Origin of the sequence: Bradyrhizobium sp. YR681 (assembly GCF_000282615.1) — a bacterium.
Taxonomy (GTDB): domain Bacteria; phylum Pseudomonadota; class Alphaproteobacteria; order Rhizobiales; family Xanthobacteraceae; genus Bradyrhizobium.
Genome location: NZ_AKIY01000203.1, coordinates 1 through 13,928 on the forward strand (window position 1 = coordinate 1; position 13,928 = coordinate 13,928).

15 protein-coding genes and 3 pseudogenes are annotated in these 13,928 nt (G+C 65.3%); 11 read left to right on the forward strand and 7 right to left on the reverse strand.

Features of this window, described 5'->3' with window-relative positions; translation table 11 throughout:
- Window positions 1-371 (reverse strand): annotated as a pseudogene (locus PMI42_RS19130) (hypothetical protein); the annotation flags it as partial.
- Between the two features lie 318 nt (window positions 372-689).
- Between PMI42_RS19130 and PMI42_RS19135 the strand changes: the two are divergent.
- Together PMI42_RS19135 and PMI42_RS19140 are read left to right on the forward strand one after the other, a co-directional pair.
- Window positions 690-1,550 (forward strand): hypothetical protein, encoded by an 861-nt coding sequence (locus tag PMI42_RS19135; RefSeq protein ID WP_035966123.1) that lies wholly within the window; start codon window positions 690-692, stop codon window positions 1,548-1,550.
- 190 nt (window positions 1,551-1,740) lie between these two features.
- Window positions 1,741-2,157 (forward strand): Ros/MucR family transcriptional regulator, encoded by a 417-nt coding sequence (locus PMI42_RS19140; RefSeq protein ID WP_008137084.1) that lies wholly within the window; start codon window positions 1,741-1,743, stop codon window positions 2,155-2,157.
- A gap of 117 nt (window positions 2,158-2,274) precedes the next feature.
- Here PMI42_RS19140 and PMI42_RS19145 read toward each other — a convergent pair whose 3' ends face one another.
- Together PMI42_RS19145 and PMI42_RS19150 are read right to left on the reverse strand one after the other, a co-directional pair.
- Window positions 2,275-2,703: a SufE family protein gene (locus PMI42_RS19145; RefSeq protein WP_008137086.1), complete on the reverse strand. Its 429-nt coding sequence runs from the start codon at window positions 2,701-2,703 to the stop codon at window positions 2,275-2,277.
- A 68-nt stretch (window positions 2,704-2,771) separates the two neighbouring features.
- On the reverse strand, window positions 2,772-3,209 hold the full coding sequence (locus tag PMI42_RS19150; RefSeq protein WP_008137088.1) for a DUF5330 domain-containing protein: 438 nt from the start codon (window positions 3,207-3,209) through the stop codon (window positions 2,772-2,774).
- A gap of 409 nt (window positions 3,210-3,618) precedes the next feature.
- Between PMI42_RS19150 and PMI42_RS19155 the strand changes: the two genes are divergently transcribed.
- The 3 genes from PMI42_RS19155 to PMI42_RS19165 are packed head-to-tail and all read left to right on the forward strand — an operon-like array spanning window position 3,619 to window position 6,608.
- Entirely contained in the window at window positions 3,619-5,487 is a 1,869-nt protein-coding gene (locus PMI42_RS19155) for a PAS domain-containing sensor histidine kinase (protein ID WP_008137091.1), read from the forward strand.
- A complete protein-coding gene (locus PMI42_RS19160; RefSeq protein ID WP_008137093.1) occupies window positions 5,480-6,208 on the forward strand; it encodes a peptidoglycan-binding protein in 729 nt (242 codons plus the stop codon). Before PMI42_RS19155 ends, PMI42_RS19160 begins: the two co-directional genes overlap by 8 nt.
- A gap of 55 nt (window positions 6,209-6,263) precedes the next feature.
- Entirely contained in the window at window positions 6,264-6,608 is a 345-nt protein-coding gene (locus tag PMI42_RS19165; protein ID WP_008137095.1) for a DUF1491 family protein, read from the forward strand.
- Window positions 6,609-6,678: 70 nt separating this feature from the next.
- On the opposite strand, the gene PMI42_RS19170 is transcribed toward PMI42_RS19165, so the two are convergent.
- A complete protein-coding gene (locus PMI42_RS19170) occupies window positions 6,679-7,656 on the reverse strand; it encodes a DUF2336 domain-containing protein (RefSeq protein WP_008137097.1) in 978 nt (325 codons plus the stop codon).
- A 255-nt stretch (window positions 7,657-7,911) separates the two neighbouring features.
- On the opposite strand from PMI42_RS19170, the gene PMI42_RS19175 reads away from it, so the two are divergent.
- Both PMI42_RS19175 and PMI42_RS19180 read left to right on the forward strand, forming a co-directional pair.
- Window positions 7,912-8,100: a hypothetical protein gene (locus tag PMI42_RS19175; RefSeq protein WP_027531082.1), complete on the forward strand. Its 189-nt coding sequence runs from the start codon at window positions 7,912-7,914 to the stop codon at window positions 8,098-8,100.
- A 16-nt stretch (window positions 8,101-8,116) separates the two neighbouring features.
- Window positions 8,117-8,878, forward strand: a complete 762-nt coding sequence (locus PMI42_RS19180) for a hypothetical protein (protein WP_008137098.1) — start codon at window positions 8,117-8,119, stop codon at window positions 8,876-8,878.
- 115 nt (window positions 8,879-8,993) lie between these two features.
- Here PMI42_RS19180 and PMI42_RS39265 read toward each other — a convergent pair.
- Window positions 8,994-9,230: pseudogene (locus PMI42_RS39265) on the reverse strand (hypothetical protein); the annotation flags it as partial.
- Between the two features lie 110 nt (window positions 9,231-9,340).
- Here PMI42_RS39265 and PMI42_RS19185 point away from each other — a divergent pair.
- Window positions 9,341-9,799, forward strand: coding sequence for a hypothetical protein (locus tag PMI42_RS19185; RefSeq protein ID WP_008137101.1), 459 nt, complete (start codon window positions 9,341-9,343; stop codon window positions 9,797-9,799).
- 284 nt (window positions 9,800-10,083) lie between these two features.
- Here the strand turns inward: PMI42_RS19185 and PMI42_RS19190 are convergent, their stop codons facing one another.
- Window positions 10,084-10,524 (reverse strand): GFA family protein, encoded by a 441-nt coding sequence (locus PMI42_RS19190; RefSeq protein WP_008137103.1) that lies wholly within the window; start codon window positions 10,522-10,524, stop codon window positions 10,084-10,086.
- Between the two features lie 175 nt (window positions 10,525-10,699).
- Window positions 10,700-10,855, reverse strand: a pseudogene (locus PMI42_RS19195) (Cj0069 family protein); the annotation flags it as partial.
- Window positions 10,856-10,968: 113 nt separating this feature from the next.
- Between PMI42_RS19195 and PMI42_RS19200 the strand changes: the two are divergent.
- From PMI42_RS19200 to PMI42_RS19210, 3 genes are read left to right on the forward strand one after another with little or no spacing between them, the layout of a single operon-like run.
- On the forward strand, window positions 10,969-11,286 hold the full coding sequence (locus PMI42_RS19200) for an ArsR/SmtB family transcription factor (protein ID WP_008137109.1): 318 nt from the start codon (window positions 10,969-10,971) through the stop codon (window positions 11,284-11,286).
- Between the two features lie 49 nt (window positions 11,287-11,335).
- Complete coding sequence (locus PMI42_RS19205) at window positions 11,336-12,706, forward strand: NAD(P)-binding domain-containing protein (protein ID WP_008137111.1); 1,371 nt, start codon at window positions 11,336-11,338, stop codon at window positions 12,704-12,706.
- On the forward strand, window positions 12,703-13,917 hold the full coding sequence (locus tag PMI42_RS19210; RefSeq protein WP_008137113.1) for an MFS transporter: 1,215 nt from the start codon (window positions 12,703-12,705) through the stop codon (window positions 13,915-13,917). The genes PMI42_RS19205 and PMI42_RS19210 overlap by 4 nt, the downstream gene beginning before the upstream one ends.
- The last annotated feature ends 11 nt before the right edge of the window (window positions 13,918-13,928 follow it).

A 13,928-nucleotide genomic window follows, 5' to 3' on the forward strand; every position in this document is an offset into this window, starting at 1 on the left:
CGGCCGAGCCGCCATGTCACGGCGAGTCCGATGACGCCGACGATCGCGCCGACCAGGCGTCGCGTCTCGAACAGCTCGAGCGGAATGACCTTGTGCAGGAGGGCTGCGACCATGTCGAAGCCGCCGCCATACATATAGAGATTGGCGAAGGAGAGGGCCGCGGTGTCCCTGAAACCGGAACCGAACATGCGCAGCAGCAGGTCGGCATATTCGGCGTGCGTGTAATCGTCCCAGCCGAGTCCGTAATCACGGAAGGTCAAGCCGGCGATCACGGCGACCGCGGCCAGCACCAGCATGGCGAGATCGTCGCAAGTCCGTTCGACCGAGCGCCGCAGGGGCGTGTCGATCGCCGAAGTCGTGATGGATGTCATGGCTATTGGTGACCCGGAATCCCCTCTTGGCCCTGCTGGTGCGCGCGGGCCACTTCCCCGGAATCCCTATAGCGCAGTTCCATTACCAAGTAATTGGGCATTATGGCTAAATTCCTGATGCGACGCAGCAAATCCTGGCAACCGGGAGCAGACTAGCAGTAACGATCCGTAGCTGAAGGGAATGTGAATAAGTCCCTGATTTCCTTCCTTTAAGGAACGCTGCCAACAATTGGCCGTTGGCGAGGAACACAGTATGACGGTATCGTGGCGTAGAGTTAGAGGATGTCGCGTGTAGATGCGCGGCTTGGGGTGAGTTCGATGACCTTGGCATTGTTGATCGCGGGCATCGTCGCCGCCGTGGCGGGCCTCCTTGCGGTCGCTTTTGGCTTTTCCGTCAGGGAATTCAGCCTCGGCAGCACTCTCATAATCTCCGGCACGATCGGCGTCTGCTCCGGAATGTTACTGACTGGCCTCTACGTCGTGGTCGCGGAACTGAAGGGCATCGCCCGCCGGCTCGCGGGTTCGGCCGCGGCCTCGGAGGTTCGGGTCAGGCCCGTTCTGCCGGGGCTCGCGGTGCCCGGCGCGCCGGAATCGGCTCCGGCGATGCGGACCGAGCCGATGGCTCCGCCAGCGCCTGCCGCGCTGCCGCCATGGCAGGGCGAAGCCCCCGTGCGCGAGCGACCGCGCGTCGATCCGGCGCCGGAGCCGGAAGCTCCGACGCCGCCCGCAGCTTCCGAGCCGCCGCGCCGGCGCAATTTGATGTTCGCCTCGACCTCGCGCAAGGAACGCGAACGCGCGGAGGCAAAGACCGGCGAAGGCGCATCGCAGCCGCACGCAGAGCCCGCAGCGCCTGCCACCCCGGACGCCCCGCCTGCAAGCTTCGACGACGCCTGGCCGAAGCCGGATCGCCTCCGCCCGGCTGAGCCGCCGGCCGGCGCCCGCCGCCCGCCGCCTCGCTCGCCCTCGACCTTTGCCGAGGCCGCCGCGCCGCCTGCGCCTGCGTCGGAGCCGGAGCCGGCGGAGCAGGCGCCCGTCACCGTGCTCAAATCCGGAATCGTCGACGGCATGGCCTATTCGCTCTATTCCGACGGTTCGATCGAAGCGCAGATGCCCGAGGGCATGATGCGCTTTGCCTCGATCGACGAGCTGCGCGCTCATCTCGACCAGCGCGGCGGCTGACGCTCGCCGCGCCCGAGCAATTTGGGCGATCGAGTGACTCGCCGAACAAGCAAAGCGCCGCGCTTCTTGTCACGTCCTCGATCATCAGCTCATATTCGTCAGTCCCGTATTTGGCCGAACATATTGTTGACACGGAACAGTTTGGTGTCGTCTCTCCGGTGAGACGCAAGGCGAGAGAAAGGTCGGGCCCATGTCGGATGCCGGGGCTAAGAATTTCATTGAGCTGACGGCGAGCATCGTGTCGGCCTATGTCGGCAACAACCCGACGCCGGCCGCCGAGATTCCGAACCTGATCAGCCAGGTGCATGGCGCACTGGTGCGTGTCTCGTCAGGCCGCATCGAGGCGGTGCCGCTCGAGCCGGCAAAGCCGGCGGTGTCGCTGAAGAAGTCGATCGCGCCGGACTATCTGGTGTGCCTCGAAGACGGCAAGCGCTTCAAGTCGCTGAAGCGGCATCTGCGCACCCAGTACAACATGACGCCGGAGCAATATCGCGAGAAATGGGGCCTGCCCGCCGACTATCCCATGGTCGCGCCGAACTATGCGGTGGCGCGCTCGCAGCTGGCCAAGCAGATGGGATTGGGACAGCAGCAGCGGAAGCGGAAGTAGAGCTGGGCGCTGGATCCCGTAGGGTGGGCAAAGGCGCGTAGCGCCGTGCCCACGAGCTTTCTCTGATCATACTCAGATGGTGGGCACGCTCCGCTTTGCCCACCCTACGGAAGCTCCCTACGACGCTTCCGCCAGCGCCTCTCTCGCATCCGTCTTGATGCGCTCGACCATCGAGCGCAGGCCGTTGGAGCGCTGCGGCGACAGATGGTCGCGAAAGCCGAACTCGTTGAACACGGCGATCGCGTCGGTATCGAGAATCTCCTGCGGCGTGCGGCCCGAATAGAGCGACAGCACGATCGCGACCAGCCCGCGCACGATGTGCGCATCGCTGTCGCCGCGATATTTGAGGACCGGCGCGCCGCCATCGCGCGCGACCAGCTTCTGGAGCCAGACCTGGCTGACGCAGCCATTCACCTTGTTGGCGGCCGAGTGCTCCTCGTCGGGCATCGGTTCCAGGGTCCGTCCGAGTTCGATGACGTACCGGTAGCGGTCGTCCCACTCGTCCAGAAGCTCGAAATTGTCCCTGATTTCGTCGATCGTCGTCATGCTGGCCCATCGTTACCGTTCAGGCCAATATAGGGACGCGAAGCCGTGAAATCGATAGGGTTTCGGCCCTAATTCGCGCTCTGCGGGCCGCGCCATTCCAGCGCGAGGTCGTCCTGGCTCAGGGTATCGCGCGGCGCCTCGCTCGAGGCGGCATCGCCTTCGCCGGCCAGCGCGATCGAGCCGGTGTGATCGGGCGCCTTCTTGCTGTCGGTCTTCTCGTTCTTCTCGTTGGTGATCTGCTCTTTCTTGTCGTTGATCATCTGATAGATCTTCTTCGCGCCGTCCTGGGCGCGCTGGCCGATGATGGTCGCGGCCTGTCCGCCGACCTCGCAGGCCGCCGGTTGGCGTTTGCAGAACTGGCTCACGTCCGAGACGGCCGCGGTCGCAGCCTGCACCGCGTCGGCGGCGCCGATCTGCGGCAGCTTGTCCGATTCGGGTGTCTTGTCCCTGGGCAGGAGCACCAGCACCAACCCGAGCCAGAATGTGATGCGGAGCAGAAAGCGCATCTTGTCGACCTGTATGTTAGATCCCGCCGCGGCGATTCCCGCAGGGCGCGTCGGACCTAGCAACTCTCGATAAATCGCAAGTGATTGCCTTCCGCTTAATTCGCGGAAAATTTACGCAAAAATCTTCGCGTTCCCCGGCCTCGTAAATTTTCCATTGATGCCGGGCTCCGTGGTCCTCCGGGCCCCGTGTCCACCAATTCGAAACCATGAGGAGGAGGGTGAAACCCTGTGTTCACCATCCTCAAGGAAGACGTCGTCAAATCGTCTAAAAAGCCCCGCGATGACACGGTGTCCGGCTGCACGCCTTGCCGCCTTAGCACTCGTTTAAGGTCGCTCTGACACGGTGGCTCAACGATAAGGAGGCGTTCCGGCACGTCTTCTCCGACGAGCAAGCCGAAGCGCGAGACCCGTGACAGTTTTGAGTATCATCCGCGATTGTCTCGATGCGCTGCTGCATCCCTCCGCGCGTTACGACGCGCTGACGCGAGCGCGTCATCGTGCCTTCATGGCGCCGCGGCTTCTGGGAAGCCTCGCTGCCTTCGCCGCATTTCCGGTTTATCTTGCCATGCGTGGCGCGCCGAGCGCGATCGAGGTCGCCGCTTTCGCCTGGCTGATCGCGCCCATCATGCTGTCCTGGTTCCTGTCGCGCACCGGGCGCTACGAAGGCGCGCATGTGCTGTCGTCGCTGGCGCTCGCCGGCCTGATCATGGCGGTCGCGATGACCACCGGCGGCATCGAATCATTCGCAGCGGTCTGGCTGGTCGTGGTTCCGCTCGAAGCTGCGCTGTCGGCCTCGCGCCGCGTCGCGGCCTTCGCCTCACTGCTCGCGCTGTCCTGCGCGGCGATGCTGATTCTCATCGGCCAGCTCGGCTGGCTGCCGCTCGACGAGCTCGGCGCCGCGGAGCGCGGCGTGCTGATGGCGTTCGGCGTCGCCTCGGCCACCCTCTATGCTGCGGGCCTTGCCTTCGGTGCGGAGTCGCTCGCGCGCACCAGCGTTGCGCTGCTGTCGCGCGAGGAGGAGCGCTATCGCCTGCTGGCGCGCAACATGAGTGACGTCATCTCGCGGCATCAGCGCAACGGCGCGGTGCAGTTCATTTCGCCGGCCGTCGAAGCCATGCTCGGCACATCGGTGACGCAACTGCACGGCCACGGCCTGTTCGATCGCGTCCATGTCGCCGATCGCCCGGCCTATCTCACCGCCTTGTCGGATGCCGCGCGCGGCGACGTGCGCAGCGTCGAGTTCCGGTTGCGGCGGGAGCCCGTCGGTTCCGAGCGCGGGCAAGTCAATTATCAGGTCGATTTCATCTGGGTCGAGATGCGCTGTCGGCCGCTCGACCAGGATCTGGGCCGTGACGCCATGCGCGAGGCCGACGTCGTCGCCGTGATGCGCGACGTCACCGACCGCAAGCTTTCCGAGCAGGCGCTCGACCAGGCGCGCAGCGCCGCGGAAGCGGCCGATGCCGCCAAGACGCGCTTCCTCGCCACCATGAGCCACGAATTGCGTACGCCGCTCAACGCCATCATCGGCTTCTCCGAGATGATGGCGCAGGAGCAGACCCTGATGCTGGGCGCGGCCCAGCGCAAGGAATATGCCCAGCTCATCAACGATTCCGGCCAGCATCTGCTGTCGGTCGTCAACGGCATCCTCGACATGTCGAAGATGGAATCGGGCAATTTCGAGATTGCGTCCGAGCCGTTCGCGCCGCGCGCCTCGCTGATGCATTGCTGCAATCTGCTGGCGCTGAAGGCCCGCGAGAACGGCATCGATCTCGTCACCGATGCGCCGCAGGACCTGCCTGTCATGACCGGCGATCCGCGCGCCTTCAAGCAGATCGTGCTCAACCTCGTCGCCAACGCCATCAAGTTCACCGAGCGCGGCGGTCAGGTCTCCGTGACGGCCGCGGTGACCGGATCGCAGCTCACGCTGCGCATCAGCGACACCGGCGTCGGGATTGCACCTGACGATCTCAAGCGCATCGGCGCGCCGTTCTTCCAGGCCGGCAAGACCTATCAGCGCCGTCACGAAGGCACGGGCCTCGGCCTTTCCATCGTCAAGAGCCTCGTGGCATTGCATCTCGGCGAATTGACGGTACAAAGCAGGTTAGGCGAGGGCACCGTCGTCACCGTCAAGCTGCCGCTGATCTACACGCCGCCGCAGGCCAAGCCTGCCGACAGAATGCCGGCCGAGAGCAAGATCGCGACCTTGACGCCGGTGCTGCGTCAGGAACCCCTGGAACAACTTCACGACCAACCTGCTGCGGTGAAGAAAAGTGCCTAAGAAGTCTGCCAAGGACGAAGCTGCTCCGCGCCGCCGTGGCGCCAAGGCCGGTGCAAAGGCCGCGGTCATCGATGTCGAGACCGAGCGCAACCTCGTGATGCGCGTGCTGCTGCACAGCCCGAAGGATACGCTGGCCGGCCTCGTCGCCGTCGCCGCGATCAGCGCGATCGTCGCCAATGCATTGTTCCTCCAGACCGGCCGGCATCCGGCGCCGATGTTCGGCACCGTGATCAATCTTCCCGCGCCCTCGTCGGTGCCGCTCTCGAACCCCATGCCGCGTCCGCGCCCGGTCGGCGCCGAGACCTCGCCGCTCGAGCCGAGGGCCACCGAGTTTCGCGTCGAGCCCAAACCTGCCGAGCGCGCCGCCGAGAAGCCGGCCGAAAGACCCGTCGAGGCGACCGCATCGACGCCGCGCGCGGCGGGCGATCCCATGACCAATCTGGTCAAGCAAACGACGTCGGCGCCGCAATCCGTTGCAATTGCGCGTCCGCCGGCGCCGATCCCGGTGCAGCAGAGCCCGGCCGCGCGGCGCATTGCCGGCGTCCAGCGCGCGCTGTCCGAATACGGCTACGGCAATCTGAAGATCACGGGTACGATGGCCGGCGAGACCCAGTCCGCGATCCAGAAATTCGAGCGCGAGCACAAGATGCCCGTCACCGGCCAGGTCTCCGACCGCCTGCTCCGCGAGCTCGCCGCCGCGATCGGCCATCCGGTCGAGTAATCGTCACGCTTGCGAAGGCTGGTGCTGATCGCGGCACTGGCCTATCGTGCGATTCATGCGTTTGAAATCCAACATATGGGTCGCTGCCTATCTGCGCCGGTGCCAGACCGAGGGCGTGTTCGGCGCGGTGCGCCATCGCGGCGCCGAGGAGGCGGGGGCGGTCTTCGTGAAGGTGGCGCTGCTCGACGGCAATGCGCTGCTCTACGTGCCGGCGCCGCAGACCTCTTATGACGACGGCCGGCCGGTCGATCGCTTCTTCGTGCCGGCCGGGCCGCTGCCGATGCCGGAGCCTGCCGTCGAGGAGCGCCTGACCAAGGAGCTTCGCTTCGATCCGGATGCCTGGATCGTCGAGACCGAAGACCGCGCCGGGCGGCACTTTCTGGAATTGGCGAAGACGTAGCTGCTGCCTCGCCGTCATTGCGAACGTGGCGAAGCAATCCAGAATCTTTCAGTGCAGGCGTGGGGAACGATCAGCGATCCGATGATCCGCCGGTGCCGGTCCGCACCGCAGGCGCGGAGCCCGGCTGCACGCCCGGCCGCGTCTGGCTGGCGCCCGCACGCGCGCGCTGGCGTTCGCTGTCGTGCAGCGACGACTGGTACTTTGCCCGCGTCACCGCGAGGGTCGAGCCGCGCCAGGCCGCCAGCAGCACCAGCGCGGAACGATCGCTGATGCGATCATAGAGCCGCGACAGCCGGTACACGTTGTTCACGGAGTTGCCGATCTCCGGCTTGAAGAACAACAGGATACGCTGGAAGTTCGGGCTCGGCATGTCGAGCGCGCGGGCGGCGACCGCGAGCGCCTCGCCGCCGGCATCGTCGACGATCTGCGCTGCGACGCGCGAGGGCAGGATCAGGCTGTCGCCGAGCTCGTAGATGAAGTTCTCGACATCGCCCGCGATCGCCGCCATCTCCAGGATCTGGATCGCGCGCTTGGCGCGCACGGTCGGAATCCGCGGCGCGGCCTTCAGCGGCGTCTGCGCCAGGTTGTGCAGGATCATCGCGCGTTCGGGCGCCCCGGCGCGGAAGAACATGTCGTGGATCTCGGCGGCGTCCTTCGGCTGCATCGCCATGTTGGCGGCCATGCGCTGCTCGGCCTCGGTCGGCGCGCGGGCCGGGGCGGGCGCTGCCGGGGCGCTGGGGATCTCGCGCGCGAGCGGGACCCTGCGGCCTTCCTGGGCCGCGACCAGCCCGAGCTTCTGGAGCACGGCGACGGGCGTCTGCGGATAGACCGCGAGCTTTGCCTTGATCGCCGCACGCGTCGCATCGTCGACCTGGTCGATCAGCCGCGTCGCAAGTTCGACGAATTGGCGCTGCTCGTCTTCGCTGTGGACGCGGGTCTGGACGTAGAGGTCGGTCAGCACGCGCAGCAGCGTCGGGCGAACATCGACGCCTTCGCGGCGGGACAGGTTCATCAGCCCGTCGAATCCGGGAAACAGCGACTTGGTCATGGAGGCGTACGCAACTCGGAAAAGATACTGGGTGCCGAGCCTAGCTCAGGTTCCTTTAAAGGCTCGTTAAGGAAAACGAGGCGTGAAGCCGGCCCTGCAAATTAAGGACTTGTCGTGCCGCAACGGGACGGGGCGACCCGTTCCGTGCGGTTACGGTCCAAGGGGGATGTTTACACCCCGTTAACCATGAGCTGATCTTAATGATCCGCATGTTGCAGGAGCGCATTTCATCGCGCGGCAATTAAGAGAGCTGATATGGGGACCATCATCGAATTTCCGGCCGGTCGCCGGGTAGGCTCGTCGGGGGACGTCACACCGCGCGCGGACATGGGGACGATACTGATCCTTCCCGTGATCCGGATCGAGCGCGAGGCGGACGAGACCAGCGGCGATCGCGGGCCGGAAGCGGGCACAGCGCCGGGGCGCCGTCGTCGTCGCCGCTAGCATCCGGCTTCTTGCAATGCCGGACCACATCCGCCAGATCCGGCCCTTCGTATCGGCCGTCCTGCTCGCGCTATTGGGCGCGACGCTCGGGGCCTGTAGTGGCGGCGATTTCGGCCGTACCCGCGAGAGCATGCGCAGCGACGACATGCATCGCTGGCTCGGCACCGAGGTCACCGCGAGCGTCGGCCTGAAGCCGTCGCAATTCCAGCTCACCGACGCGGAGCGCCAGCTTCGCGACCTCGCTTATCCCCTGATCGAGCCGCCGCTGTCGCGCCCCGCCTGGAAGAGCGTGTTCGGCGACTACAAGGCCTTGCCCTCGCCGTGGCGGCAGAAGGTCGTGTTCGACCGCACCATGTATGGCCGCACGCTGATCGACGAGCCGCACCGCTCGCATTCCTCGCGCTATGCGCAGCTGATCGAGGACGTGCGCAACGACACCACCCGTTTCGAGCCGTTCTTCGCCTCCGCGATCAAGGTCATCGACCTCGACAAGAAGCGCAACGCCAGCATGGCGCGCGTCTCCGAGCTCTCTGCGAAGGAGCGGGAGGACGCGGTCGAGCGCATGCAGGAGAACTCGCTGATCATCCAGTGGGTGCAGCAGTGCCTTGAGCAGCGCGTCTCGTCCTATCGCTGGGCGCTGGAGCGCCTGGTGATCCAGGCGCCCGACGGCATGGCCGCCGATGCCGACCGCCTGATCGGCGAGCTCGCAGCCCAGACCGCCAACCCGCCGGTCCAGGCGCAGCCGCCTTACGGCCGCGCGGTGGTCTCGAAGGGCTAGGACGTCTTGCGAGCGCCCGCCCGTTGGCGAGCGGGCTTGCGTCGCTGCTTCCGCAGCTTCCGACAAAATCCTTTAGCGCATCCACGAGCGGCACGGACGCTCGGCAGGCAAGCCCGACATCGCGCTTCACTTTGACCTCGATCTCGCGCACGGCGACATCGGGATTGCCGCGCGCAATACCTTCCGGGACGATGGCGATGCCGACGCCGGCCGCGACCAGCGCATGGACCGCAGGATGCGGATCGACAACCAGGCCCGGCTGCGCGCGCTGAAGCTGAACCACGGCGACCGCGTCAGCATCGTCAACAGCCATGATCCCGCGGACTACGAGCGATGCCGGTGCGGAGGGCATTCGCTGTCGTGAGACGCGGTGTCCGGCCAACGGATGGACCCAAGTGCTGACAATTCGTGCTAAGGATGTCGCCTCAACGCCAGGCGGAACCTGCAGGTGGGACCATCGACATGATTTGTCAGCAGTCTCGTGATCGGTTGGCTCTGGCGCTTCGGCGCTACGCGGCCGGACGTATCAGTAACGACGATTTGGCCGACATCGACGTTGATTGGCGGGATCGCGGCGCAGTTGCGGTCCAGCAGATGGCGTGGCGCCTTTACGACGATACCAGGCACCACTACGCAACAGGCAGACACGCGATAAATAGCGACGGCAAGCGGGTCATCGCAAGGTGGATCGTGTTCTTGCACAGTGACAGGGAATATCTTTGGCCTGACTATTCTTTCATCCAGATTATCAACTGGCCTTTCAACTTGTTGACCCTTGGCTGGTGGGAGCGCCGCAAGAACGTTCGTCGCGAGGAGTTCGAGCAAGCGGGCGACTTTGCTGCATGGCCGTTTATCGCGGTGACCGACCTCGAAGCTCAAATGCCGCGATACCTGTCAGGACACCGTCGGTCCGGCGCATAGCGCAACTGCCTCAAGCGAAATCCGGTCGGCTCAGCGGCAGCCAGAGTGTGGTTCATCCGGATCCCACTGCGCTTCAGCGCGGGAGCACATGCGCAATCGCGAACAGCGTTCGCTGGCGTTGTTGCTGATTGCGGAGTTCGCCCGCGAGCTTCAGCGCTGAGGCAACATCCCCCTCCCTGGCAGCGCACAATAGTGCCGGTGATCTCCGTGGTCGATTGCGCCAGGCGCTGCGCTTCGGCGATCTCGTCGCGTCGCGGCGCGTCCCACAGCGTCACGGCTTTCGGTCATGTCGAGGAGCCCTCGTCGGCCGGGATGAAGCGGAGCGTGCCGGCCCGGCGCGTCGGCTTGCCGGTGTCGTTGGTGTGATTGATGCCGTCCATGACGGGCACTTCAGCGAAATCGAACGGGCTGACCCCGTCGAGGCACGCCACGTTGACGGCATAGAGGCTGGTGTCGGACCGCCGCTGGTGGTGCGTGTAGATTCCGCAGGCCGAGCAGAAGAAGTGCTGCGCCGATCCGGTGTGGAAGCGGTAGCTCGTCAGCGCATCCTCGCCCCTCAGGAACCTGATCCCGCCCATCTCCGCCATGGTGACGACGGCGCCGCGCATGCGGCAATAGGAGCAGGTGCAGCGGCGGATCGCATTGAAGCCGTCGCTGAGCGTCACCTCGAAGCGGACCGCGCCGCAATGGCACTGTCCGGCCCGAACGTTTGCGTCGTCCACCATGCTGCCTGTATCTCCTGCCAGGATCGGTTCCGCCGAGCAGCCATCAAGCTCTGCGCGAGCGAGCCCGTTCCTTGATGATGGCCTTGTTTAGCTATTTTGCCCGAGGTGTCAAAGGCGGTTGCCCGAAGCTTGTTCCCGCGAACAACGCCTCCATCTCGCTGTCGAAGCCGGCCGGTCAAGTCAGTGAAAGGCGCAGCTTCACCGTCCGCGCGATCGCCGCCGGAGCCTCGTCGGGGATGGCGAAGCAGGAACTGGCGTTGATCTCGCACAGGACGTAGGTATCGGCACCGGAGGCGTCGCGCGGCCCATACAGGAAGTCCGCGTCCCAAATATCGCGGGCGCGTCGATCCTGCAGCCGTGCGCCTGCGGGCATTGGACATCCCATAATTCCAATATTCTAGAAATACAGTTGACAATGGAGCCGTACGAGCACATGGTCCCGCCATGAAGATCGATGACGCAGCAGCGCGTCTGGAGGCCCTGGGCAACAGGACACGGCTCCAGATTTACCGGGCCCTGGTGCGAGCCGGGCGATCGGGCATGCCGGTCGGCCGCTTGCAGGACAAGCTGAAGATCCCGGCATCGACGCTGTCCCATCACATCAAGTCTCTGGTCGCGGTCGGACTCGTGAATCAAGTCCGCGAGGCCACGACGCTGATCTGCCATGCCAACTATGATTCAATGCAGGGCCTGGTGGATTTCCTGGTGTCGGAGTGCTGCGCGGACGAAGCCGAATGCAAGAACGCCAAGACGGCGGCCTGATTTTTTTGGCCGAAATATTCGATGATTCTAGAATAATGGGAAGAGTGCAATGAGCGATGCAAAGACGGTTGCCATTGTCGGGGCGGGGCCGGTCGGCCTGGCCGCAGCAGCGCATGTGCTGGAACGCGGCATGTCGCCCATCGTGCTCGAGGCCGGGCCCGAGGCGGGGCACGCGATCCGTCAATGGCAGCACGTCCAGCTCTTCTCGCCATGGGAATACAATGTCGACAAGGCCGCCGCGCGCCTGCTGGCGCCCACGGGATGGAATTCGCCGGATCCACAGTCCTATCCGACCGGTGGCGAGCTGCTCGATCGATACCTCATGCCGCTCGCGACGCGAACGCCGCTGCGCGAAATGATCAGGGCGTCCAGCCGCGTTTCAGCTATCAGCCGTGTCGGCTTCGACAAGGCGAAGACCAGGGGGCGGGAGCAGGCGCCCTTTGAAATCCGCTATCAGAACGGCAAGGGGCCCGAGGTTCTGCGTGCAGATGCCGTGATCGATACCTCCGGCACATGGTTCTCCCCCAATCCGGCCGGCCGCAATGGCTTGCCGGCGATTGGTGAGCCCGAGTGTGGCGATCGTGTCGCCTACGGCATGCCCGATGTGCGAGGTGCCGGCCGCTCCCGATATGCCGGCAAGACCGTTGCTGTGTTGGGCGCAGGCCACTCCGCGGTTGGTACTCTCATCGATCTCGTACATCTCGCCGACGAAGTGCCAGGTACGCAGCCTGTCTGGCTGTTGCGTGGCGCCGATCCAGCGAAGGCTTTTGGCGGTGGCCGTAATGACAGGCTCGCTGCGCGCGGCGAACTCGGCAGTGCCTTCGCGGCGCTTGTTGCCTCTGGGAAGATCAGGGTCGAAACCGAATTCGGCGTCACGCATCTTTCGGACTCCGAAGGTCGCCTCAGGATCGCGGCAGGCTCCCGTTGCGTTGGACGAAGCGTGGTCGTGGACGAATTGATCGTAGCGACGGGCTTCCGTCCGGACTTTTCGTTCTTGTCCGAACTGCGTTTGCGGCTTGACCCGGCCATCGACGCGCCGGTCGCTCTCGCACCGTTGATTGATCCCAACGAGCATAGCTGCGGCACGGTGCGTCCGCACGGCGCGCGCGAGCTCGCGCATGATGAAGCGGGCTTCTACATGGCCGGCATGAAGTCGTACGGCCGGGCTCCGACCTTCCTGATGATGACGGGTTATGAGCAAGTTCGCTCGATTGCGGCCGATCTCGCCGGCGACAAGGCGGCGGCGGCGAGGGTGGAGCTTGTGCTGCCGGAGACCGGCGTCTGCACACGTGGTGGTGTCGAGGCTGCCGAAGCCGCAACGGGCTGTTGCGGCGGGCCGGCGAAGGAGGAGACGTCAGCCTGCTGTGCTGCCGATGAAACGGCGAAGCAGTCGGGCGCTGCGGGGTGCGGTTGTTCATGACGCAAGTTCCTTCGGGCCAAGCCCGAGGTCCGCTCGCCATCGTGCTCGCGCTCGGCACCGCGCAAACGGTTGCATGGGCGTCGAGCTATTATCTTCCTGCCATCCTGGCTGCGCCGATTGCGCGCGATCTCGGTCTAGCGCCGACCTACGTGTTCGGTGCGCTCTCGGGAGCGCTCGTCATCTCCGGTCTGCTCGGTCCGCGCGTCGGGCATGCCATCGACACGTTCGGAGGACGCAGCCTGCTCGCGATCTCGAACCTCGTGTTCGTGGCGGGACTGCTCTTGCTGTCCGTGGCTCATGGCGCGGTGGTGCTGATCGCGGCCTGGGTGTTGCTTGGGATCGGCATGGGCATGGGCCTTTATGAAGCGGCCTTCGCGACGCTTGCGCGCATCTATGGCACCAACGCGCGGCGAACTATCACCGGCATCACCCTGATCGCCGGATTCGCGAGCACGCTCGGCTGGCCGCTGACGACGTGGCTGGCTTCCGAGTACGGTTGGCGTATCGCCTGCCAGGTCTGGGCGGTGATCCATATCGTTCTCGCCTTGCCGCTCAATCTCTCGCTGCCGCGCGCCGTCCCGTTGGATCAGCAGCCGCGACCGGGCACGGGCCAACAACCCGGACGCCAGAGCGAGACTTTCGCAATGGTGCTGCTGGCCTACATGTTTGCCGCCGCAAGCTTCGTCAGTTCGGGCATCTCGGCCATCCTGCCGACCATGCTGGTTGCGTTCGGTGCGACTCCGGCGCAAGCCTTGCTTGCAGGCGCGTTGGTGGGGCCCGCGCAGGTCGGCGCCCGCCTTTTGGAGGCCGGATGGCTCGCCCGGTTTCATCCACTGCTCTCTGCAAGGCTGGCCATGCTGATGAATCCGCTCGGCGTCGTTGCGCTGGTCGCGGGCGGACCCCTGCTCGCGACGACGTTCACGGTGCTGTACGGCGCGGGCAACGGCATCATCACCATTGCCCGCGGGACGCTTCCCCTGGTGCTGTTCGGGCCGGCCGGATTCGGCCGGCGCGTCGGCATGATCTCGCTGCCCTCTCGAGTAACGGGTGCTGCCGCACCGCTCGCACTGGGGCTGATGGTGGAGCACATCGGCAGCGGCGCGCTGTGGATCAGCGCACTCGTCTCGGTCTCGGCCTTTTTTGCGCTTCTGCTGCTTCGCACGGAGCAGCCAACATCAAAGCCGCTTCAGGTGGGAGAACAAAATTCGTAAGCTGAGCGGTC